Here is a 24,034-nt window from a genome sequence, read left to right as displayed (position 1 = left end):
GGTGTCACCCTATCCGCGAACCGCCCACCGTCACCGGAGGATCAACGCCCCCACCGCAGTATTAGCGCGGAATACCTTGTGTGCCCCTAGTTTTAACGGCCAGGCAACCAGTTAGCAATTGTCCGATGAGTAGATTGTTGTTACGGCACCCCACGCTCCCCGGGCTCCGCAGTCCGCCCCCGGGCATGACACCCCGTGTGGACCAACGCATAGTGCATCGACGCTGCGCGTGCCCTTGCGTTGGCGGGCGGGTCCGCACGGGAAAGCGAAAGGCGCGTCCCCCCGGTGTGTTGTCGGCGGGGTATAGCGGGACTCAGCCTCTCGAGGTAAGGAGAGTGTTGAATTCGCCGACGTGAACGACTAACCTTTAAACCTTAAGAAGCGGCTCATTTTTCCCTTGCTTCTCTCTTTTCTCTCCTTTCTCACTTGTGCGACATATGACAAATAGCTTTGTCCCACATACGGCAAATAGCCGTCACGTAAAGTCAACAGCAGATTAACTCGCGTGATCATCAGCATCAATCAGCTTCCGATCTTGAACCCGACTGGGTAGGGTCATGTCGAGCAGGACGTTTCATTACGAAGGGCAGCGCCGCCAGACCCTCGGGCCATTCGCCTGCGTTGACGGTTATTCGCACTGATATACGTCCGACAGTTTGCGTTGAGAAGTCAACGTAGGGCCAGGCGATGAACACATGAAATCTGCTTCCGCTTGGCGGGGGGAGGACTTCGATGGTCGCTGAACGGGTTTTTCCGCTGACGCGTGTACAGCTGGAGATATGGCTTGCACAGCAAACGGGTGGCTTCGACGCAGATTGGCACATCACTACACTTGGTGTAATCCATGGGGCGGTTGAGCCTGGTGTGCTAGAACAGGCGATCCGGCATGTGGTGGGGGAGGCCGAGCCCGTCAGGACCACGTTTTTCGAGTTGGATGGCCAGGTTTTCCAACGGGTCATTGACGATCCAGAAGTTGAGCTCCCGTTTTATGATCTCAGGCACTTACAGAATGCCGTGCAGGAGGCTCACCGGCTCGCGGAATTGATCCGACGCACGCCGATGCCACCCACTGGACCGCTGTTTAAGTTCGCATTATTTCAAACGCGGAAAGACGAATTCTACTGGTTATTGTGCTTTCACCATCTGATTGTCGACGGATTCAGCACGGTGCTTTTTGCCAATCGAGTCGCCACGATTTATTCTGCGTTAGTATCTGGCGCGCCTGTACCGCCGGCCTTTTTTGGCTCGGTGCAGGATCTGATTGACTACGAGACACAATACGAATCGTCCAACGATTACGCCGACGACTTAGCGTATTGGAGTGCGAATCTCCCACCGGAAATTGCGCCATATTATGGCCTGACGCAAACGGTGGACGGGCAGGATCCATTCTCCGTCTCCGAGCCTGTTCGATTAGACACTTCCGTCCTTGCTCAGGTCCACGCGTTGTCTGACGTGCTGAAAATGCGCCGGTCCTCCGTCATCACCGCGGCGTGTGCGCTGCTGGTGCGTGAATGGTGTGGCGAAGGCTCACAGGTGGCTCTCGATTTTCCCGTCAGCCGGCGAACAAGCGCCGAGTCGGCAACGTTTCCCGGCATGCTGTCCGGGATTGTCCCGTTGGTGTTGACGGTTTCGCCGGAGTGTTCAGTCGCAGCTTTCTGCGAACAAGTCGACACGCGGATACGGGAGGCGTTGACGCATCAAAAGTTTCCTGTGCAAGCACTTGAGCGCAAAGCCCAGCGTCGCATCCCGGGGCAGGCCACCGGCCGGGTGAGCGTCAATTTCATCCCGTCGATAACAGCTCTGCCTTTTGCTAACGCGGCCGCATCCGGGGTGGTTACTGGTTTTGGGCGCGTGGACCACTTCGGATTGTTTTTCCTGAGCGCTGATGGGCAGCTCTCGCTGAGCATGGCCGGTGCAGGGCAGCCACTGCCCAACTTTGACGTCTCCGATTTAGTCCGGCGGTTGCAGCGGGTGCTGGCGGCGATGGCCGCGGATCCGAGGCGGCGGTTGTCGTCGCTCGATGCGCTGGACGAGATTGAGCACGCCCGGTTGCAGGGATGGGGTAATCGGGCGGCGTTGACGCAGCGGCCGCTATCGGTGTCGGTGCCGGAGTTGTTCGCCGCCCAGGTGGCCCGGGCCCCGGAGGCGGTGGCGATCAGCGGCGCCGGACGGTCGTGGACGTACCGCGAACTCGACGAGGCATCGAACCGGCTGGCGCATCTGTTGGCCGGTTACGGCGTGGGCCCCGGCGCGTATGTGGCGTTGCTGATGGAGCGCTCGGCCGAGGCGATCGTCGCCATACTGGCGGTGCTCAAGGCGGGGGCGGCCTATGTGCCGCTGGATCCGGGGCATCCGGATGCCCGCATCGAGTTCGTGCTCGCCGACGCTGCCCCGGTCGCCGCGATCAGCACCGCGCAGCTGGCCCCCCGCCTGGAGGGCTATGGCCTGAGCGTCATCGATGTCGATGACCCGCTCCTCGATGGCCAACCCAAGGGGCCGTTGCCGGGGCCGGGTGCTGATGATGGGGCCCACGTGATTTACACCTCGGGTACGACGGGAGTGCCTAAGGGTGTGGCGATTAGCCACCGCAATGTGGCGTACCTGGTGGAGTCGTTGACGGCGGGGCTGCCGCCGACTCAGGTGTGGACGCAGTGCCATCCGTATGCGTTCGACTTCTCGGTATGGGAGATCTGGGGGGCGTTGCTGTGTGGCGGCCGATTGGTGGTGGTGGCCGAATCGGTGACCGCCTCGCCGGCCGATTTTCACGCCCTACTGCTCGACGAGCACGTGACGGTGCTGACCCAGACCCCCTCGGCAGTGGGAATGCTCTGGCCGGAGGGGTTGGCGTCGGTGGCACTGCTGGTGGGTGGGGAGGCCTGCCCGGGTGAGGTTGTGGATCGCTGGGCGCCGGGCCGGGTGATGGTCAACGCGTACGGGCCCAGTGAGACCACGGTGTATGCGGCGATGAGCGCGCCGCTGATCGCAGGGTCGGGGACCCCGCCCATTGGGTCGCCGGTGGCGGGGGCGGCGTTGTTTGTGCTCGACGGCTGGCTGCGCGCGGTGCCGGTCGGGATGGTCGGGGAGCTGTATATCGCCGGCGGCGGGGTGGCCTACGGGTATGTGGGTCGGGCCGCGTTGAGCGGGTCGCGGTTTGTGGCCTGCCCGTTCGCCGGATCCGGGGCACCGGGAACACGCATGTATCGCAGCGGGGATTTGGTGCGCTGGCGGGCCGACGGGCAGCTCGAGTATGTGGGCCGTGCCGATGAGCAGGTCAAGATTCGCGGGTATCGCATCGAACTCGGCGAAGTCCAGGCGGCGCTGGCCGGCTGCGACGGCGTCGAGCAGGCCGTGGTGATCGCCCGCGAGGACCATCCGGGCGACAAACGCCTGATCGGCTACATCACCGGTACCGCCGACCCGGCTACTATCCGCGCCGCACTGAGCGAGCGGTTGCCGGGCTACATGGTGCCCGCCGCGGTGGTGGCACTTGATGCGCTTCCGTTGACCCCCAACGGCAAACTCGATACCCGCGCCCTTCCGGCACCGAAGTACGCCGCCGCCGAGCATCGCGCCCCCGACAACCCGATCGAGGAGATCCTCGCTGGGCTCTACGCCGATGTGCTCGGGGCTGAAAGCGTCGGCGTCGACGACTCCTTCTTCGACCTCGGCGGCGACAGCATCTCGGCCATGCGCCTCGCCGCGGCCATCAACACCACCCTCGACGCCGACCTATCGGTCCCCGCCGTGTTCGACGCACCCACGGTTGCTCAGTTGGCTTCCCGTGTCGCCGGCGATGCCGGTCAGCTGCCGCGGTTGGTGGCCCGTGAGCGGCCTGATGTGGTTCCCCTGTCGTTTGCCCAGCAGCGCTTGTGGTTCATCGACCAATTCCAAGGGCCCTCTTCGGTTTACAACATCGCGGCGGCATTGCGGTTAGCCGGCACGCTAGACCACGACGCGCTTCATGCGGCGCTGGCTGACGTGGTGGCCCGTCACGAGAGCCTGCGTACCGTGTTCCCCTCAGTTGAGGGAACGCCCCACCAGGTGGTAATCCCTGTCGAGCAGGCGGATCTCGGCTGGGAGATCGTCGATGCCACCGGCTGGCCGGCGAGCCGGTTGGAGGAGGCTGTTAACGCAGCAGCCCGCTACACCTTTGCTCTTGCCACCGAAATACCTTTGCACGCAAGGCTTTTCCGCATCGCTGAGGACCAACATGTGTTGGTGATCGTGGTGCACCATATCGCCGCGGATGGCTGGTCGATCAAGCCGCTGGCCACTGATCTTGGGTTGGCCTATGCCAGCCGGTGCGCGGGCGGGGCTCCCGAATGGGCCGATTTGGCGGTGCAGTACGCCGATTACACGCTGTGGCAACGCGCGCAGTTCGGTGATCTCGACGACAGCGACAGCCGCATCGCCGGGCAGCTAGCCTACTGGGAGGACGCGCTGGCCGGAATGCCGGAGCGCCTTGAGCTGCCCACCGACCGGCCCTACCCACCGATCGCTGATTACCGCGGCGCCAGTGTGACGGTGCAGTGGCCGGCCAAGCTGCAGCAGCGGGTGCGCGCAATAGCTCGTCAGCACAACGCGACCGACTTCATGTTGGTCCAAGCGGCGCTCGCGGTGCTGCTATCTGAGCTCAGCGCCAGCACCGAGGTGGCGGTGGGCGTTCCGATCGCCGGCCGCCGGGATCCCGCGCTGGATGAGTTGGTCGGGTTCTTCGTCAACACGTTGGTGCTCCGCGTCGATCTGGCCGGGGACCCCACTGTCACCGAGCTGCTGGCCCAGGTGCGGCGTCGCAGTCTCGCCGCCTACGACCACCAAGACGTGCCCTTCGAGGTGTTGGTGGAGCGACTCAATCCGACCCGCTCGCTCACCCACCACCCCCTAATCCAGGTCATGTTGGCCTGGCAAAACTTCCCTGGCCACACCAGCGACCCCGCCGCCGGGCTGAGTCTGGCCGATCTGGAGGTCACGCCTCTGCCGCTCGACATCCAAACCGCCCGTATGGATTTGGTGCTTTCCCTGGCCGAGCAGTGGAGTGAGGCCGGTGAGCCCGCCGGGATCGGCGGGACGGTCGAGTTTCGTACCGATGTGTTCGATGCGGCCAGCATCGAAGCGCTGATCGGGCGGTTGCACCGGGTGTTACTCGCGATCACCGATGACCCGGCGCGCCGGCTGTCGTCGGTCGATCTGCTCGACGAACCCGAGCACGCCCGACTCGATCAGATCGGTAACCGCGCGGCATTAACCGAGCCCCCACCCACGCCGGTGTCGATCCCGGACGTGTTCGCCGCGTGGGTGGCCGAGACGCCGGATGCGGTGGCGTTGGTATGCGGTGAGCGTTCGTGGACCTACCGCGAGCTTGACAAAACCGCCAACCGGTTGGCGCACCTGTTGGCCGCTCACGGTGTGGGCCCGGAAGAGTGTGTGGCACTGCTGTTTTCGCGTTCAGCCGAGGCGATCGTGGCAATGCTGGCGGTGTCGAAGGCGGGGGCGGCGTATCTGCCCGTCGACCCAGCGCTGCCGGCGGCCCGGATCGCGGTCATTCTCAAGGACGCCGTACCGATCGCCGCGGTCACCACCACCGCGCTGGCCAGCCGGCTCGACGGGTGCGACTTGCTGGTCATCGATGTCGATGACCCCGCTCTTGAGAGCCAACCGAGTACGGCACTACCAGGGCCCAACCCGGACACTATCTCTCACATCATCTACACATCGGGTACTACGGGAGTGCCCAAAGGCGTAGCCGTCGCGCACCGCAACGTGACTCAGCTGTTCGACGTACTGGACATCGGACTGCCAGCGGCGGGGGTGTGGTCGCAGTGGCATTCCTACGGCTTCGACGTCTCGGTGTTCGAGATCTGGGGTGCACTGTTGCGCGGTGGGCGGTTGGTGATGGTGCCCGAATCGGTGGCCCGCTCACCGGAAGACTTTCGCGCCTTACTGATCCGTGAACACGTCAACGTCTTGAACCAGACCCCGTCGGCGTTGGGGGTGTTGCCGACGCGGGGTTTGGATTCGGTGGCCCTGCTGGTGGGCGGTGAACCGTGTCCTATCGAGGTGGTAGATCGGTGGGCGCCCGGGCGGGTGATGATCAATGCCTACGGCCCGAGCGAGACGTGGTACACGGCGCTGAGTGCGCCGCTGACAGCCGGGTCGGGCGTGCCGCCGATCGGCTCGCCGGTGCCGGGCGCGGCGTTGTTTGTGCTGGATCGGTTGTTGCGCCCCGTGCCGGGCGGTGTGGTCGGCGAGTTGTACGTGTCCGGTCGAGTGGTGAACTGCGGGTATTGGCGTCGGCCCGCGCTGACGGCATCGCGGTTTGTGGCCTGTCCGTTCGGCGGAGTCGAGGCGCCGGGAACACGCATGTACCGCACCGGGGATCTCGTGCGCTGGCGTGCCGATGGACAGCTGGAGTATGTGGGGCGCGCCGACGGGCAGGTCAAGATCCGCGGCTATCGCATCGAGCTCGGCGAAGTCCAGACCGCCCTGATGGGGCTGGACGGGGTGGAGCAGGCGACGGTGATCGCTCGCGAGGACCGCCCCGGCGACAAGCGCCTGGTGGGCTATGTGACCGGGGCGGCAGACCCGGCGGGGCTCCGTGCCGCGCTGGGCGAGCGGCTGCCGTCCTACATGGTCCCGGCGGCAGTCTTGGTGTTGGAGGCACTACCGCTGACCGTCAACGGCAAACTGGACACCCGAGCCTTACCGGCACCGGAATACACCGCTGACGAGTACCGGGCCCCGGGCAGTCCCGTGGAGGAGATCCTCGCCGGCATTTACGCCCACGTGCTCGGTGTCGAGCGCGTCGGTGTCGACGACTCGTTCTTCGACTTGGGCGGGGATTCACTGTCGGCGATGCGCCTGATCGCGGCAATCAACACCGGCCTGGATGCTGACCTTTCGGTGCGTGCGGTGTTCGAAGCGCCCACGGTGGCCCAGTTGGCGCCGCGCATCGGTGTGGGTGCTAGTGCGCTGCCGCGGTTGGTGGCGGCTGATCGGCCAACGGTGATTCCGTTGTCGTTTGCCCAGAGCCGGTTATGGTTCATCGAGCAATTGCAGGGGGCCTCACCGGTTTACAACCTCGCGGCGGCGTTGCGGTTGCACGGGCGCCTTGATGTCGAGGCGTTGGGTGCGGCGCTGGTCGACGTAGTGGGCCGTCACGAGAGCCTGCGCACACTGGTGGCGGCGCCCGAAGGCATCCCCCGGCAGGTGGTAATCCCTGTTGGGCAAGCCGATTTCGGGTGGGAGGTTGTCGACGCCACCGGATGGTCGGCCAGCCGGGTGGATGAGGCCGTCAACGCGGCCGCACGCTACACATTCGATCTGGCCACCGAGATCCCTTTACAAGCAAGCCTTTTCGCTGTCACCGATGACCAACACGTGCTGGTAGCCGTGGTGCACCATATCGCCGCCGACGGCTGGTCGATCACCCCGCTGCTGCGTGATCTCGAGGCGGCCTATGCCAGCCGGTGCGCGGGGCAAGCCCCCGACTGGGCGCCATTGGCGGCGCAGTATGTCGACTACACGCTCTGGCAGCGCGCGCTGCTGGGTGATCTCGACGACGTCGGTAGCCCGATCGGCACGCAGCTGGCCTACTGGGAGCAGGCCCTGGCCGGGATGCCTGAACGGCTGCAGCTACCCACTGATCGGCCCTACCCGCCGGTTGCCGATCAGCGGGGAGCCAGCGTGGCCCTGGAGTGGCCGGCCGAGTTGCAGCAACAAATCGCGCGGACGGCTCGCGAGCACAATTCCACCAGCTTCATGGTGGTGCAGGCCGCGCTGACGCTGTTGCTGTCGAAGCTGAGCGCGAATCACGATGTGGCGGTGGGTTTTCCGATTTCCGGGCGCCGCGACCCCGCGCTCGATGAGCTGGTCGGCTGCTTCGTCAACACCCTGGTGCTGCGGGTCGAAGTTGCCGGGAACGCCACTGTCGCTGAGTTGTTGGCTGAGGTGCGAGCCCGCAGCCTGACCGCCTACGAGCATCAAGACGTGCCGTTCGAGGTACTGGTCGAGCGGCTCAACCCGGTTCGCAGCTTGTCGCATCATCCGCTGGTGCAGGTGGCTTTGGCATGGCAGAACGGCGAGCCCGCCAAGCCGGCTTTGCGTGACCTCGACGTCACACCACTGCCAGTCGAAACCAACGCGGCGCGAATGGATTTAGTGTTCTCTCTGGCTGAGCGCTGGAGCGAAGCCGGTGAGGCCGCCGGGATCGGCGGTCACGTGGAGTTCCGCACCGACGTGTTTGACGCCGCCAGCATCGAGGCGCTCGTCGAGCGGCTGCGGCGGGTGCTGACGGCCCTCATCGGCGATCCCACCAGACGGTTGTCGTCGGTGGATCTGCTCGACGAGGTCGAGCATGTCCGGCTGGGTGAGGTCGGCAACCGCGCCGCGTTGACGCAGCCGTCGACAGGAGTGTCGGTTCCGGGGTTGTTCGCCGCGCATGTGGTGCGCACCCCGGACGCGGTGGCACTGTGCTGCCAAGGGCGCCGCATGACCTATCGCGAGCTCGACGAGACCGCTAACCGACTGGCGCACTTGTTGGCTGAGCAGGGCGCCGGCCCCGGGCAGTGTGTGGCACTGCTGTTTTCGCGGTCGGTCGAGGCGGTCGTGGCGATTCTGGCAGTGCTCAAATCCGGAGCGGCTTATCTACCCATCGACCCGGGGCTGCCGATTGACCGCATCCGGTTCCTGGTGCGCGATGCCGGGCCGATCGCCGCCGTCAGCAGGGCTGATCTGGCCGACCGCCTCGACGGCCATGAGTTGGCGGTCGTCGACGTGAACGACCCGCGCATAACCGGCTACCCGAGCGCGGGACTACCCGAGCCGGACCCCGACGACATCGCTTACGTGATCTATACCTCGGGCACCACCGGGGTGCCCAAAGGTGTTGCGCTCACTCACCGCAACGTCACTCAGCTGCTGGGCTCGCTGGACGCGGGTCTGCCGGCGGCGGGCGTGTGGGCGCATAGTCACTCGTTGGCCTTCGACGTCTCAGTGTGGGAAATCTTCGGTGCCCTTTTGCGTGGCGGGCGGCTGGTGGTGGTGTCTGACGAGATCGTCCGCGCCCCAGACGACTTCCACGACGTGCTCGTTGGCGAACGGGTCAGCGTGCTGACCCAGACCCCGTCCGCGGTGCGGGTGTTGCGACCTGAAGGGTTGGAGTCGGTGGCTTTGGTGATGGCCGGCGAGGCCTGCCCGGCTGAGGTGGTTGAGCAGTGGGCGCCGGGGCGGGTGATGGTCAATGCCTATGGCCCTACCGAAACCACGATGTGCGTGGCGATCAGCGCGCCGCTCACACCGGAGTCGGGGAGCCCGCCGATCGGGTCGCCGGTCGCGGGGGCGGCATTGTTTGTGCTGGACGGCTGGTTGCGCCCGGTGCCGGCCGGAGTGGTCGGCGAGTTGTATGTGGCCGGTGCCGGGGTGGCATGTGGCTATGGGCGCAGAGCGGGGCTGACCGCGTCGCGGTTTGTGGCGTGCCCATTGGCCGGGTCGGAAGCGCCGGGAGCGCGCATGTATCGCACCGGGGATCTGGTGCGCTGGCGCGCCGACGGGCAGCTGGACTACCTGGGCCGCGCCGATGAGCAGGTCAAGATCCGCGGGTATCGCATCGAACTTGGCGAAGTCCAGGCGGCCCTGACCGAATGCGATGGGGTAGAGCAGGCGGTCGTGGTCGCCCGCGATGAACGCGCCGGTGACAAGCGCCTGGTCGGCTATGTCACCGGCAGCGCCGATCCCGCCGAGATACCGGAGAAGCTGGCCCAGCGGCTGCCGGCCTACATGGTCCCGGCCGCGGTGATGGCAATCGACGCAATACCGTTGACAGCCAACGGGAAACTCGACACCCGCGCCCTACCGGCGCCCGAATACACCGACTCTGGCCGGTACCGGGGCCCGACCAACGCGGTCGAAGAGGTCTTGGCGGGCATCTACGCCGAGGTGCTCGGGCTCGAGCGGGTCGGGATCGACGACTCCTTCTTCGACCTAGGTGGCGACAGCATTTCGTCGATGCAGGTGGTGGCCAAGGCCCGTGCGGCCGCGCTGGTGTGTCGCCCGCGTGATGTGTTCGTCGAGCAGACCGTGGCCCGGCTGACCCGGGTGGCTGCGGCCGATGGTGCGGACAGCGTCGTGGACGAGGGGGTTGGCTCGGTGCCAACGACCCCAATCATTCGCTGGCTGAACAGCGTTGACGGCCCGGTGGAGCAGTTCAACCAGGCGATGCTACTGCAGGCCCCGGCTGGCGCGACCGAAGCCGATGTGCGAGTGCTGTTGCAGGCGTTGCTGGTTCGGCATGCCATGTTGCGGGCGCGCGTCGACCACGACGGCGACGGGGGCTGGTCGGTGACCGTGCCCGAGGCGGGTTCGATGGATGCACACGCCTGCCTACACACCGTCGACGTGCTCGGCGACGAGGACCTGATCGCGGCGCGGTCGCGGCTGGATCCGCCGGCAGGGGTGATGCTCAGCGCGCTATGGGTTTGCACCACCGGACAACTGGCGGTGATCGTTCACCATCTGGCCGTCGATGCGGTGTCGTGGCGGATCCTCGTGGAGGATCTCAACACCGCTTGGGCCCAGCACCGGGCTGGCCAGCCGGTGGCGTTGCCGGCGTGGGGCACGTCGTTCGCGCGGTGGGCCTCGCTGCTGACTGACTACGCGCATCGGCCCGAGGTGGTGGAGCAGGCCGATGCCTGGAAGCAGCTGGCCGGGACGTGGGCCGCGCTGCCGGCGGTGCAACCCGACGGCGACACCTATGAAAGCGCCGGGCATTTGTCAGTGTCGCTGGAGGCCCAGACCACCACGATGCTGCTCGGTGAGGTGCCTGCGGCGTTTCACACTGGGACACACGAGATCCTGCTGATCGGGTTGGCCTTGGCGGCGGCACAGTATGTGGGGAACGGCACCGCGCCGATCGGCATCGACGTGGAGAGCCACGGTCGTCACGAGGAGCTGAGCCCGGACCTGGATTTGTCGCACACCGTGGGCTGGTTCACCGCCAAGTACCCCGTTGCGTTGACGGTCGGCCGGTTGGACTGGGCGCAGGTGATCGCCGGTGAGGCGTCGCTCGGGGCGGTGATCAAGAAAGCCAAAGAGCAGCTACGCGCCCTTCCTGACGCCCTGACCTACGGCGTGCTGCGGTATCTGAATCCCGAGGTGGATCTGGCGGTATCAGATCCGCCGATCGGCTTCAACTACCTGGGACGGACCGGTGCATCCGCCGGCGATGGATGGCAAGTGGTCCAGGACGCCTGGCGACTGACGCGTGTGGCCGCGGCGATACCAATGCCGCTGGCGCACACCGTGGAAGTCAGTGCCGGCGCCCTGGACACCGACACCGGTGCGCAGCTTTATGCGGAGTGGACGTGGGCACCCTCGGCGCTGGATCACGCCGCGGTCAGCGAACTGAGCCGGTTGTGGACGGAGGCTCTGGCCGGCATCTGCGCGCATGTGCGCCGCGGCGGGGGCGGGCTGACGCCGTCAGATATCGCGCCAGCGCGGTTGAGCCAGCAAGAAATCGACGAGCTCGCGCGGCAATACGAAATCGCCGATGTGTTGCCGCTGACCCCCTTGCAGCAAGGGCTGCTCTTTCACGCCGGCAGCGCCCAAGGCGGCGACGACGACGTGTATGCGGTGCAGCTGCAGATCACGTTGAGCGGCCCGCTTGACAGCCGTCGGCTGCGCGATGCGGTGCAGAACGTCGTCAACCGGCATCCCAACCTGATGGCCCGGTTCTGCGGCCAGTTCGACGAACCGGTGCAGATCGTCCCCGCCGATCCGGTAGTGCCGTGGCGCTACGCCGAGCTGGACCGTGGCGACCCCGAGGACCAGATTGAGCAGCTGTGCGAAGCCGAGCGCGCCACCGTCAGCGATCTCGGCAACCAGCCGGCCTTCCGGGCGGCGCTGATCCGCACCGCCCCAGACCGGCACCGGTTCGTGCTCACGAACCACCACATCGTGCTCGACGGCTGGTCATTGCCAATTCTGCTGCGCGAGATATTCGCCAGTTACAACGGCCAACGCTTGCCCGCGCCGACGTCGTATCGAACATTTCTCACCTGGCTGGCCGACCGTGACGTCGATGCCGCGCGCGCTGCTTGGCGCGAGGCGCTCGCCGGCTTTGACACTCCTACACTGGTCGGCCCGCCGAATCAGTCGGTGCGAGTCCGAGGCGCCGAATCCTATTGGCTCTCCGCGCAAACCACGCATGCGATAAGCGATTTGGCCAGGTCGTGCCACACCACCGTCAACACGGTGTTGCAGGCCGCCTTTGCGCAGCTGCTGTGCTGGCTGACCGGTCAGCATGATGTCGCTTTCGGCGCAGCCGTCTCGGGTCGGCCCGCCGACGTGGCCGGTGCGGAATCGATGGTGGGACTGTTGATCAACACGGTGGCGGTGCGAGCGCGCATCGGCACGACCACCACTACCACGGACCTGCTCAACCAGCTGCAGCGCTCCCACAACGACACACTCGAGCATCAGCACTTAGCGCTCAACGAGATTCATCGCATTACCGGCCAAGACAAAATTTTCGACACCGTTCTGGCCTACGAGAACTATCCTTTGGACGCTGCCGCGTTGGCCGGCGACAGCGATCTGGCAGTCACGGAGTTCACCATCCGCGAATGCACCCATTACCCGCTGACGGTGCAAGCTGTGCCCGGCCGCGAACTCGGCCTCCGTGTGCGATACGACACCGATGTTTTCGACGCAGCCCGCGTCCACGACCTGATCCGTTGCCTTGAGCGGATTTTGGCGGCCATGGCCGCCGACCCTAGCCGACGGTTGTCGTCGGTGGATGTGCTCGATGCGGCTGAACACGTCCGGCTGGATGAGGTCGGCAACCGGACCGTGTTGACCCGCCCGGCGACGACGCAGGCGTCGGTTCCGGACTTGTTCGCCGCCCAAGTGGCGCGCACCCCCGAGGCGGTGGCGGTCAGCTGCCAAGGCCGCTCGATGACCTATGCCGAGCTCGAGGCGGCGGCGAACCGGGTGGCCCACGCGCTGTGCGCCCGCGGCGCGGACCCCGGACAGTCTGTGGCGCTGATGTTTTCGCGGTCGGCCGAGGCGATCGTGGCGATCCTGGCGGTGCTCAAGAGCGGCGCGGCCTATCTCCCGATCGACCCGGCGCTGCCGGTAGAGCGGATCGGGTTCATGCTTGCCGACGCCGCGCCGGTCATCGCGATCACCACCGCTGACCTCGCCGACCGGCTCGAGGGACATGGGCTTCCGGTCATCGACATCGACGACCCCGCTATTGATCTGCATCCGAGCACCGCTCCGCCGATGCCTGCGCCCGATGACATCGCCCACATCATCTACACCTCGGGCACGACCGGTGTGCCCAAGGGGGTCGCGGTCACCCACCACAACGTCACACAGCTTTTCGACTCCCTGGACGCCGGCGTGCAGCTGGCGCCGGGTCAGGTATGGACGCAGTACCACTCCTATGCGTTCGACTTCTCGGTGTGGGAGATCTGGGGCGCGCTCCTGCACGGTGGACGGCTGGTGGTGGTGCCCGCGTCGGTGGCGCGCTCACCGGAGGACTTGCGCGCCTTGCTGATTCGTGAGCAGGCCAGCGTGCTCACCCAAACCCCGTCGGCGGTGGCAGTGCTCTCGCCTAAGGGGTTGGAATCGGCGTTGGTGATCGGCGCTGAGCCCTGCCCGGCCGAGCTGGTTGACAAGTGGGCGCCCGGGCGGGTGATGGTCAACGTATACGGCCCGACCGAGACGACGATGTGGGCGTCCAAGAGCGCGCCCCTGGCCGCAGGTTCGGGGTCGCCGCCGATCGGCTCGCCGGTGTCGGGAGCGGCCTTCTTCGTGCTGGACGGCTGGTTGCGCCGCGTGCCGGCCGGCGTGGTCGGAGAGTTGTACATCGCCGGTCGCGGGGTCGGCTGCGGGTATTGGCGCCGGGCGGGTCTGACTGCTTCCCGGTTTGTGGCATGTCCGTTCGAGGGCGCCGGAGCACGCATGTATCGCACCGGGGATCTCGTGCGCTGGCGCGCCGACGGGCAGCTGGACTACCTGGGCCGCGGCGACGAGCAGGTCAAGATCCGCGGCTATCGCATCGAGCTCGGCGAGAGCCGAGCTGCCCTAGCGGGTTTGGACGGGGTCGAGCAGGCGGCGGTGATCGCCCGGGAGGACCGCCCAGGTGACAAGCGCCTCGTCGGTTATGTGACCGGGACAGCCGACCCCGCCCTTATACGCGCCCAGCTGGCCGACCGGCTCCCGGGCTACATGGTCCCGGCGGCGGTGGTGGTGTTGGAGGCGCTGCCGTTGACGGTCAACGGCAAACTTGACACCCGGGCACTCCCGGCACCGGAGTACACCGGTGTTGATCGGTATCGGGCCCCCGGCAACGCAGTCGAGGAGATCCTGGCCGGCATCTACGCCCACGTGTTGGATGTCGAGCGCGTCGGGGTCGACGATTCATTCTTCGATCTCGGCGGGGACAGCATCTCGGCGATGCGCCTGATCGCCGAGATCAGCACCGCCTTTGATGCGGGGCTTTCGGTGCGCACCGTGTTCGAGGCGCCGACGGTTGCCCAATTGGCACCGCGTATCGGTGCGGAGGCCGATCCGCTGCCACGGCTGGTGCCGGTTGAGCGGCCCGCGCTGGTTCCGTTGTCGTTCGCCCAACAGCGATTGTGGTTCTTAGACCAGTTCCAAGGGCCGTCACCGACCTACAACGTGGCGGTGGCGCTGAAGCTACTCGGACGGCTCGACGGCGAAGCCCTCGGCTCGGCGTTGGCCGATGTGGTGGCCCGCCACGAGAGCCTGCGCACAGTGTTTCCCACGATAGACGGAACCCCCCGGCAGATGGTTACGCCCGTGGACCGGGCCAACTTCGGTTGGGACGTCGTCGATGCCGCCGGCTGGCCGGCGAGCCGGCTGGACGAGGCCGTGAACGCGGCAGCCCGCTACACGTTCGATCTGCAAACCGAGATCCCCTTGCGAGCACGGCTTTTCCATGTCGCCGATGACGAACACGTGCTGGTTCTCGTGGTGCACCACATCGCCGCTGACGGTTGGTCGATCACCCTGCTGGCGCGTGATCTAGGGGTTGCCTATGCCAGCCGGTGTGCCGGGAACACTCCCGAGTGGCCCGAGCTGCCGGTGCAGTATGTCGACTACACGCTATGGCAGCGCGCCCAGTTCGGTGATCTCGACGACAGCCGCAGCCGGATCGCCGCACAGCTGGCCTACTGGGAGCAGGCCCTGGCAGGCATGCCAGATCGGCTGGCGCTGCCGACCGATCGGCCCTATCCACCGCTCGCCGATCAGCGCGGCGCACGGATGGCGGTCGAGTGGCCGGCGGAGCTGCAACAGCGCATCGCGCGAGTGGCCCGCGAGCACAACGCAAGCAGCTTCATGGTGATCCAGGCCGGCCTGGCGGTGTTGCTAGCCAAGCTCAGCGCGAGTCGCGATGTGGCCGTGGGGTTCCCGATCGCCGGGCGCCGCGACCCAGCACTCGACGAGCTCGTAGGCTGCTTCGTCAACACCTTAGTGCTGCGGGTCGATCTTGGCGGAAACCCCAGCTTTGCCGAGCTGCTGGCTCAGGTGCGGGCGCGCAGCCTGGCCGCCTACGAGCACCAAGACATGCCCTTCGAGGTGTTGGTGGAGCGGCTCAACCCCACCCGAAGCCTGAACCATCACCCCCTTATCCAGGTGGTGCTGGCCCTGCAGAACTTCCCCGGACAGCACAGTGACCCCGCCGCCGCACTCGCATTGGGAGATGTGCACGTCACGCCGCTGCCGGTCGACACCGAAACGGCCCGAATGGATTTGGTGTTCAACCTGACGGAACGCTGGAGCCGGGCCGGGGAACCGGCCGGAATCGGCGGAGCGGTGGAATTTCGTACCGACGTGTTCGACGCTTCCAGCATCCACGCGCTGATCGAGCGGTTCGAGCGGGTTTTGGTGGCGATCACCGCCGAGTCCACAACGCAGTTGTCGTCGGTAGATCCGCTCGATGCCGCCGAGCATGCCCGCCTGGATCGGTGGGGCAACCGCGCGGCGTTGACCCGGCCGACAAGCACGCCGGTGTCGATTTCGGAACTATTTGCTGCGCACGTGGCCCGGATACCGGACGCCGTGGCGATCAGCGGCCAAGGCCGCCCAATGACCTACCGCCAACTCGATGACGCATCGAGTCGCTTGGCGCACTTGCTGATTGCGCAGGGCGCGGGCCCCGGACAGTCTGTGGCGCTGCTGTTGTCGCGGTCGGTCGAAGCGGTCGTGGCGATCTTGGCGGTGCTCAAAGCCCGAGCGGCGTATCTGCCGATCGACCCCGGTCTGCCGGCGGCCCGCATCGGCTTCATGGTGGCCGACGCCGCGCCGACCGTCGCAATCAGCATCCCCGACCTGGCCGACCAGCTCGACGGATACGACCTGACCGTCGTCAACATCGACGACCCAGCTGTTGACGCCCAACCGAATACAGCGCTGCCGGCGCCCGCACCCGACGACATCGCCTACCTGATCTACACCTCCGGTACCACCGGTGTCCCCAAGGGAGTCGCGGTTAGCCACCGCAACGTAACTCAGCTGTTGGGATCTCTGGACGCCGGTCTGCCGCCGGCGGGGGTGTGGTCGCACAGTCACTCCTTGACATTCGACGTGTCGGTGTGGGAGATCTTCGGCCCGTTGCTGCGGGGCGGGCGACTGGTGGTGGTGCCCGAGTCGGTAAGGCGCTCCGCGGACGACTTCCACGCCATGCTGGTCGCCGAACAGGCCAGTGTGCTCACCCAGACGCCATCCGCGGTGAATGTCCTTTCACCGCAGGGACTGGAGTCGACGGCGTTGGTGATGGCCGGTGAGGCCTGCCCGCCCGAGGTGGTGGATCGCTGGGCTTCCGGGCGGGTGATGGTCAACGCCTACGGCCCGACCGAGACCACGATGTGTGTGGCAATCAGTGCGCCGCTGACGCCCGGATCGGGGTCACCGCCGATCGGCTCGCCGTTGCCGGGGACGGCATTGTTCGTGCTCGACGGCTGGCTGCAGCCGGTGGCGGCAGGGGTAGTCGGGGAGTTGTATGTGGCCGGCGCCGGGCTGGCGTATGGCTACGTGGGCCGCGCCGGTTTGACCGGATTGCGGTTTGTGGCTTGTCCTTTCGGCGAGACTGGAGCGCCTGGACAACGGATGTATCGCACCGGGGATCTGGTGCGTTGGCGTGCCGATGGGCAGTTGGACTATGTCGGTCGCGCCGACGAGCAGGTCAAGGTCCGCGGCTATCGCATCGAGTTGACCGAGGTGCGTGCGGCGTTGGCGGGCTGCGACGGGGTGCAGCAGGCGGTGGTGATTGCCCGCGAGGACCGCCCCGGCGAAAAGCGGCTGGTGGGCTATATCACCGGCACGGCGGACCCGGCCGCACTACGCCGGAAGCTCGCCGAGCGGCTACCGGAATACATGGTTCCGGCCGCGGTGGTGCCGTTGGAAACCATGCCGCTGACACCCAACGGCAAACTCGACACCCGCGCTCTACCAGCGCCAGAACAGACTGCGGCCGGCTATCGAGCCCCGGCCAACCCTGTGGAAGAGATCGTGGCCGGCATCTACGCCCAAGTATTCGGACTCGAGCGCGTCGGGGCCGACGACTCGTTTACCGACCTGGGTGGGGATTCGCTGTCGGCGATGCGGGTGGTCTCCGCGATCAACGCCACCCTGAATGCCGACCTTTCGGTGCGCACGGTGTTCGAGGCTCCCACGGTGGCCCAGTTGGCCTCCCGCATCGGCGTCGACGAGGGTCGGTCCAAGCCATTGGTGGCGGTCGAGCGTCCCGCGGTGATCCCGTTGTCCTTCGCCCAACAGCGGCTGTGGTTCATCGACCAATTACAAGGCCCCTCACCGGTTTACAACATCGCGGTGGCGTTGCGGCTACGCGGCCAGCTCGACGCCGACGCTCTGCGCGCGGCGCTGGCCGACGTGGTGGGCCGCCACGAAAGCCTGCGCACGGTATTCCCCACGGTTGCCGGAACGCCACAGCAGGTGGTGATCCCTCGGCAGCGAGCCGACTTCACGTGCGACGTCGTTGACGCTTCCGGCTGGTCGGAAGACCGGCTGAAAGAGGCCATCGGTGCCGCGGCGTGCTACCCGTTTGATCTGGCTACTGAGATCCCCTTGCGGGCAATGCTGTTCCGTGTCTACGACGACGAACACGTGCTGTTAGCCGTGGTGCACCATATCGCCGCCGACGGCTGGTCGATCACCCCGCTGGTGCGTGATCTGGGTGTGGCTTATGCCAGCCGCTGCGCTGGCCAGGCTCCGGACTGGCCCGAATTACCGTTGCAATACGTCGATTACACGCTGTGGCAGCGGGCGCAACTCGGTGACCTCGACGACGCCGACAGTCCGATCGCGGCGCAGCTGGCCTACTGGCAGGATGTCCTGGCCGGGATGCCCGACCGACTTGAACTTCCCACCGATCGGCCGTATCCGCCGGTGGCTGATCAACATGGCGCCAGTGTGGAGGTGGACTGGCCGGCCGAGCTGCAGCAGCAGGTGGCGCGGATAGCTCGCGAGTACAAGGCGACCGGTTTCATGGTGGTCCAGGCCGCGCTGGCGGTGTTGTTGTCCGAGCTCAGCGCGAGCCGCGAGGTGGCCATCGGGTTCCCGATCGCCGGGCGTGGCGCCCCGGGGCTCGATGAGCTGGTCGGGTTTTTCGTCAACACCCTGGTGCTGCGCGTAGATCTGGCCGGAAATCCCAGTGTTGCCGAGCTCATCGCCCAGGTGCGTCGCCGCAGCCTGGCCGCCCACGAGCACCAAGACGTTCCCTTCGAGGTGCTCGTCGATCGGCTCAACCCCACCCGAAGCCTCGGCCACCACCCGCTCGTCCAGGTGTTGCTGGCCTGGCAAAACCTTCCGTGGCAACAGGAACACGAGGGCGCGGACTTGGCTTTGGGTGGGCTGGAGGTCACGCCGATGCCGGTGGACACCCAAACGGCCCGCATGGATCTCACGTTCTCCCTGGCCGAACATTGGAGCAGCGACGGCGAGCCCGCCGGGATCAGGGGGATGGTGGAGTTCCGCACCGACGTATTCGATGCGGCCAGCATTGAAACACTGATCGAGCGGTTCCGTCGGGTGCTGGTGGCGATGGCCGCCGATCCGGCGGGGTCGTTGTCGTCGGTGGATCTGCTCGAGGAGTCTGAGCGCGCCCAGCTGGATGACTGGGGTAACCGGGCGGTGTTGACCGCGCTGGCGACGGGGATGTCGGTTCCGGCTTCGTTTGCGGTCCAGGTGGCCCGCACGCCCGAGGCGGTAGCGATCGGCTGCGGTGAGCTGTCGTTGACCTATCGCGAGCTCGACGATGCGTCGAACAGGCTGGCGCACTTGCTGTCTGGCCACGGAGCGGGGCCGGGCGGCTGCGTGGCGCTGTTGTTGCCGCGGTCGGCCGAGGCGATCGTGGCGATCCTCGCAGTGCTGAAGACGGGGGCAGCGTATCTGCCGATGGACCCGGCGCTGCCCGCGGCCCGAATCGAGTTCATGGTCGATGATGCCGCGCCGGTCGCCGCCGTCAGCACCGCCGGACTGGCCGGGCGGCTCGATGGGTTCGGTGTGGTGGTCGTCGACGTCAACGACCCGGCCGTTCACGCCCAACCCAGCACCCCGCTGCCGGCGCCCGCACCCGACGACATCGCCCACATCATCTACACCTCGGGCACGACTGGCGTGCCCAAAGGCGTTGCGGTCACTCACCACAACGTGACCCAGCTGTTCGACGCGCTCGACATCGGGTTGCAGCTCGGCCCGGAACTGGCGTGGACCCAGTTCCACTCCTATGCCTTCGACTTCTCGGTATGGGAGATCTGGGGTGCGCTGTTGCACGGGGGCCGACTGGTAGTGGTGCCCGAATTGGTGGCGCGCTCGCCGGTGGATTTCCACGACTTGCTGGTTAGCGAGCGGGTCGACGTGTTGACCCAGACCCCGACGGCGGTGGGCATGCTGTCGCCCGAGGGATTGGATGCGGCGGCATTGGTGATCGGCGCCGAGCCGTGCCCAGCGGACTTCGTGGATCGGTGGGCGCCGGGGCGGGTGATGGTCAATGTCTACGGCCCGACCGAGACGACGATGTGGGCGTCGAAGAGTGAGCCGCTGAGGCCGGGATCCGGTGCGCCGCCGATCGGTTCGCCGGTGGCCGGTGCGGCGTTCTTTGTGCTGGATGACTGGTTGCGGCTGGTGCCGGCCGGCGTGGTCGGGGAGTTGTACCTAGCTGGTCGCGGCGTGGGTTGCGGGTATTGGCGGCGGCCGGGTCTGACTGGATCGCGATTTGTGGCGTGCCCGTTCGCCGCCGCGGGAACGGCCGGAATACGCATGTATCGCACCGGGGATCTGGTGCGGTGGCGCGCTGACGGGCAGCTGGACTATCTGGGCCGCGCCGACGAGCAGGTCAAGATCCGCGGGTATCGCATCGAGCTCGGGGAAGTGCGTGCCGCCCTGGCTGGTGTGGATGGGGTCGAGCAGGCGGCGGTGATCGCCCACGAGGACCGTGCCGGCGACAAACGGCTGGTGGGCTATATCACCGGTACCGCCGACCCGGTCGCCGCGCGAGCCGCACTGGCCGAGCGGTTGCCGGCCTACATGGTGCCGACCGCGATAATCGTGCTCGATGCGCTGCCGTTGACCCCCAACGGCAAACTCGACAAGCGCGCGCTGCCGGCACCGGACTACGGCGACGCCGAGCGGTATCGCGCCCCGCACAGTGCGGTCGAGGAGATCCTGGCCGGGATCTATGCCCAGGTGCTTGGTGTTGAGCGGGTCGGCGTCGAGGATTCGTTCTTCGACCTTGGCGGGGACAGCATTTCGGCGATGCGGCTGATCGCCGAAATCAACACCAGCCTAGAGGCGGGCCTCTCGGTGCGCACGGTGTTCGAGGCGCCCACCGTCACCCAGCTGGCGGCGCACCTCAGCGAAAGCACCGATCGTCTGCCCCAGTTGGCACCGGTTGAGCGGCCGGCGGCGATTCCGTTGTCGTTTGCCCAGAACCGGTTGTGGATCCTGGATCAGTTGCAGGGGCCCTCGCCGGTGTACAACATGGCGGCCGCTTTGCGGCTGAGCGGCAAGCTCGATCCCGATGCGTTGGTTGCCGCGCTGGCCGACGTTGTGGGCCGCCACGAAAGCCTGCGCACGCTGTTTGTGGCGGTCGACGGAATGCCCCAGCAGGTGATCATCCCGGCGGAACAAGCCGATTTCGGTTGGCAAACAATCGATGCCACCGGCTGGCCGGCGACCCGCCTCGGTGAGGCCATCGATGAGGTGGCCACTCACACGTTTGACCTGGCCACCGAGATCCCAGTGCTGGCAACGCTTTTCCGCCTCGGCGCTGATGAGCACGTGTTGGTGATCGTGGTGCACCATATAGCCGCCGACGGCTGGTCGATCACTCCGTTGATGCGTGATCTCGGTGTCGCCTATGCCAGCCAGTGCGAGGGGCGGGCGCCCGACTGGGCGCCGTTGCCCGTGCAGTATGCCGACTACACGCTGTGGCAACGCGCCCAATTCGGTGAACTGGACGATCCGGGTAGTCCCATCGCGGCGCAGCTGGAGTTTTGGGTGCAGACCCTGGCCGGGATGCCCGAGCGCCTGCAGTTGCCCACCGATCGGCCCTACCCGCGGATCGCGGATCACCGCGGCGCCACTGTCGCGTTGGACTGGCAGACAGGGTTGCAGCAGCAGGTTGCCCGGATCGCTCGCCAGCACAACGCGACCAGTTTCATGGTGGTGCAGGCCGCGCTTGCGGTGCTGCTGGCCAAGCTCAGCGCCAGTCGCGATGTGGCGGTTGGGTTCCCGATCGCCGGGCGCCGCGACCCCATGCTCGATGAGCTGGTCGGATTTTTCGTCAACACGCTGGTGCTGCGGGTGGATCTGGCTGGCGATCCCAGTGTCGGCGAGCTGCTGGCTCAAGTGCGGGCCCGCAGCCTGGCCGCCTACGAGCACCAGGACGTGCCCTTCGAAGTCCTGGTCGAGCGGCTCAACCCCAGCCGCTCGCTCGCCCACCACCCGCTGGTGCAAGTGGCGTTGGGCTGGCAGAACCTGCCGTGGCAGCAGAACGGTCTGGCCGCCGAAGTGAGCCTGGCTGATCTGGAAGTCGCACCGATGCCGGTGAAGGCGCAGACCGCCCGCATGGATGTGGTGTTCCACCTAGCCGAACGATGGACCGAGACCGGCGAGCCGGCGGGCATCGGCGGGGAAGTGGAATTCCGCACCGATGTGTTTGATGCGGCCAGTGTTGAGATGTTGGTCGAGCGGCTCCAGCGCATGTTGGTGGCGATGACCGACGATCCGACGCGAGCACTCTCGTCGCTGGATCTGCTCGATGAGTCTGAGCGGGCGCGTTTGGATGCGGTCGGTAACCGGGCGGTGTTGAGTGCACCGGCGGCCACGCCGGTGTCGGTTCCGGTGTTGTTTGGTGAGTGGGTGGTGGGTGCGCCGGGGGCGGTGGCGGTCAGCTCCGAGGGCTACTCGTTGACTTACCGTGAGCTTGATGAGGCGTCGAACCGGTTGGCGCACATGCTTGTTGGGCAGGGCGCGGGGCTGGGGCAGTGTGTGGGGCTGTTGGTGTCGCGTTCGGTCGAGGCGGTCGTGGCGATGCTGGCGGTGCTCAAGAGCGGGGCGGCCTATGTGCCGATCGACCCGGGTCTGCCGGCGGCCCGGCTGGGGTTTGTGCTGTCGGATGCCGCGCCGGTAGCGGTGATCACCAACGCTGAGTTGGCCGGCCGGCTCGATGGGCACGAGGTGGCCGTCGTCGACATCGATGACCCGGCCATCGATGCGCAACCCGGTACGGCACTGCCGGCGCCGGGTGCGGAGGCGATCGCGTATGTGATCTACACCTCGGGCACGACCGGGGTGCCCAAAGTGGCGGTCACTCACGGCAATGTGACGCAGTTGTTGGGGTCGTTGGATGCGGGCCTGCCGGTGGCGGGGGTGTGGTCGCAGTGTCATTCGTTGGCGTTTGACGTTTCGGTGTGGGAGATCTTTGGTGCGCTGCTGCGCGGTGGCCGGGTGGTGGTGGTGCCCGATGCGGTGGTCGGTGCGCCAGATGAGTTGCACGCCTTGCTGGTTGACCAGCGTGTGGATGTGCTGACTCAGACGCCGTCGGCGGTGGCGATGTTGGCGGCTGAGGGTTTGGAGTCGACGGCGTTGGTGATGGCCGGTGAGGCCTGCCCGGCTGAGGTGGTGGATCGCTGGGCGGCGAATCGGGTGATGGTCAACGCCTATGGGCCGACCGAGACCACGATGTGTGGCGATCAGTGCACCGTTGACCCCCGGGTCGGGGACCCCGCCGATCGGTTCTCCGGTGGCCGGGGCGGCGTTGTTCGTGCTCGATGGGTGGTTGCGTGCGGTGCCCGCGGGTGTGGTCGGTGAGTTGTATGTGGCCGGTGCCGGGGTGGCGTGCGGGTATGCGGGCCGCGCTGCGTTGACGGCGTCGCGGTTTGTGGCGTGTCCGTTCGGCGGTGCGGGAACACGGATGTATCGGACCGGGGATGTGGTGCGCTGGCGTGCCGATGGGCAGCTCGATTATTTGGGCCGTGCTGATGAGCAGGTCAAGATCCGCGGCTATCGCATCGAGCTCGGCGAAATCCAAGCCGCCCTAGCGGCGTGCGAGGGTGTGGCGCAGGCGGTGGTGATCGCCCGCGAAGACCGCCCCGGCGACAAGCGCCTGATCGGCTACATCACCGGCGCCGCCGATCCGGCCGAGCTTCGCGCCGCGCTGGCCGAGCGGCTGCCGGCGCACATGGTGCCGGCCGCGGTGGTGGTGCTCGAGGCGTGGCCGTTGACCCCCAACGGCAAGCTCGACACCCGCGCCCTGCCGGCACCGGAATACCTCGCCGGCCGGTATCGCGCCCCCACCAACGCGGTCGAAGAAATGCTGGCCGGCATCTACGCCCAAGTACTCGGAGTCGACCGCGTCGGCATCGACGACTCCTTCTTCGACCTCGGCGGCGACAGCATCTCAGCCATGCAAGTCGTGGCGCGCGCGCGTGCTGCGGGTCTGGTATGTCGGCCGCGCGATGTGTTCGTCGAGCAGACCGTGGCT

At 66.6% G+C, this 24,034-nt stretch carries 1 protein-coding gene and 1 pseudogene; both read left to right on the top strand.

Annotated elements, in window-relative coordinates; all coding sequences use genetic code 11:
• The first annotated feature begins 732 nt into the window (after window positions 1-732).
• Complete coding sequence (locus tag G6N15_RS00050; RefSeq protein ID WP_163747867.1) at window positions 733-23,361, top strand: non-ribosomal peptide synthetase; 22,629 nt, start codon at window positions 733-735, stop codon at window positions 23,359-23,361.
• A 103-nt stretch (window positions 23,362-23,464) separates the two neighbouring features.
• Window positions 23,465-23,989, top strand: a pseudogene (locus G6N15_RS23670) (AMP-binding enzyme); the annotation flags it as partial.
• Window positions 23,990-24,034 lie beyond the last annotated feature (45 nt).

This window comes from Mycobacterium noviomagense, assembly GCF_010731635.1.
GTDB classification, from domain to species: Bacteria; Actinomycetota; Actinomycetes; order Mycobacteriales; family Mycobacteriaceae; genus Mycobacterium; species Mycobacterium noviomagense.
Note: the sequence above shows the minus strand (reverse complement) of the source record. Positions and strands in the feature narration are given on the sequence as shown.

What these genes read in the sequence shown, in the direction of transcription:
- G6N15_RS00050 (WP_163747867.1), top strand. Translation starts at nt 733, where the DNA reads ATGGTCGCTGAACGGGTTTTTCCGCTGACGCGTGTACAGCTGGAGATA.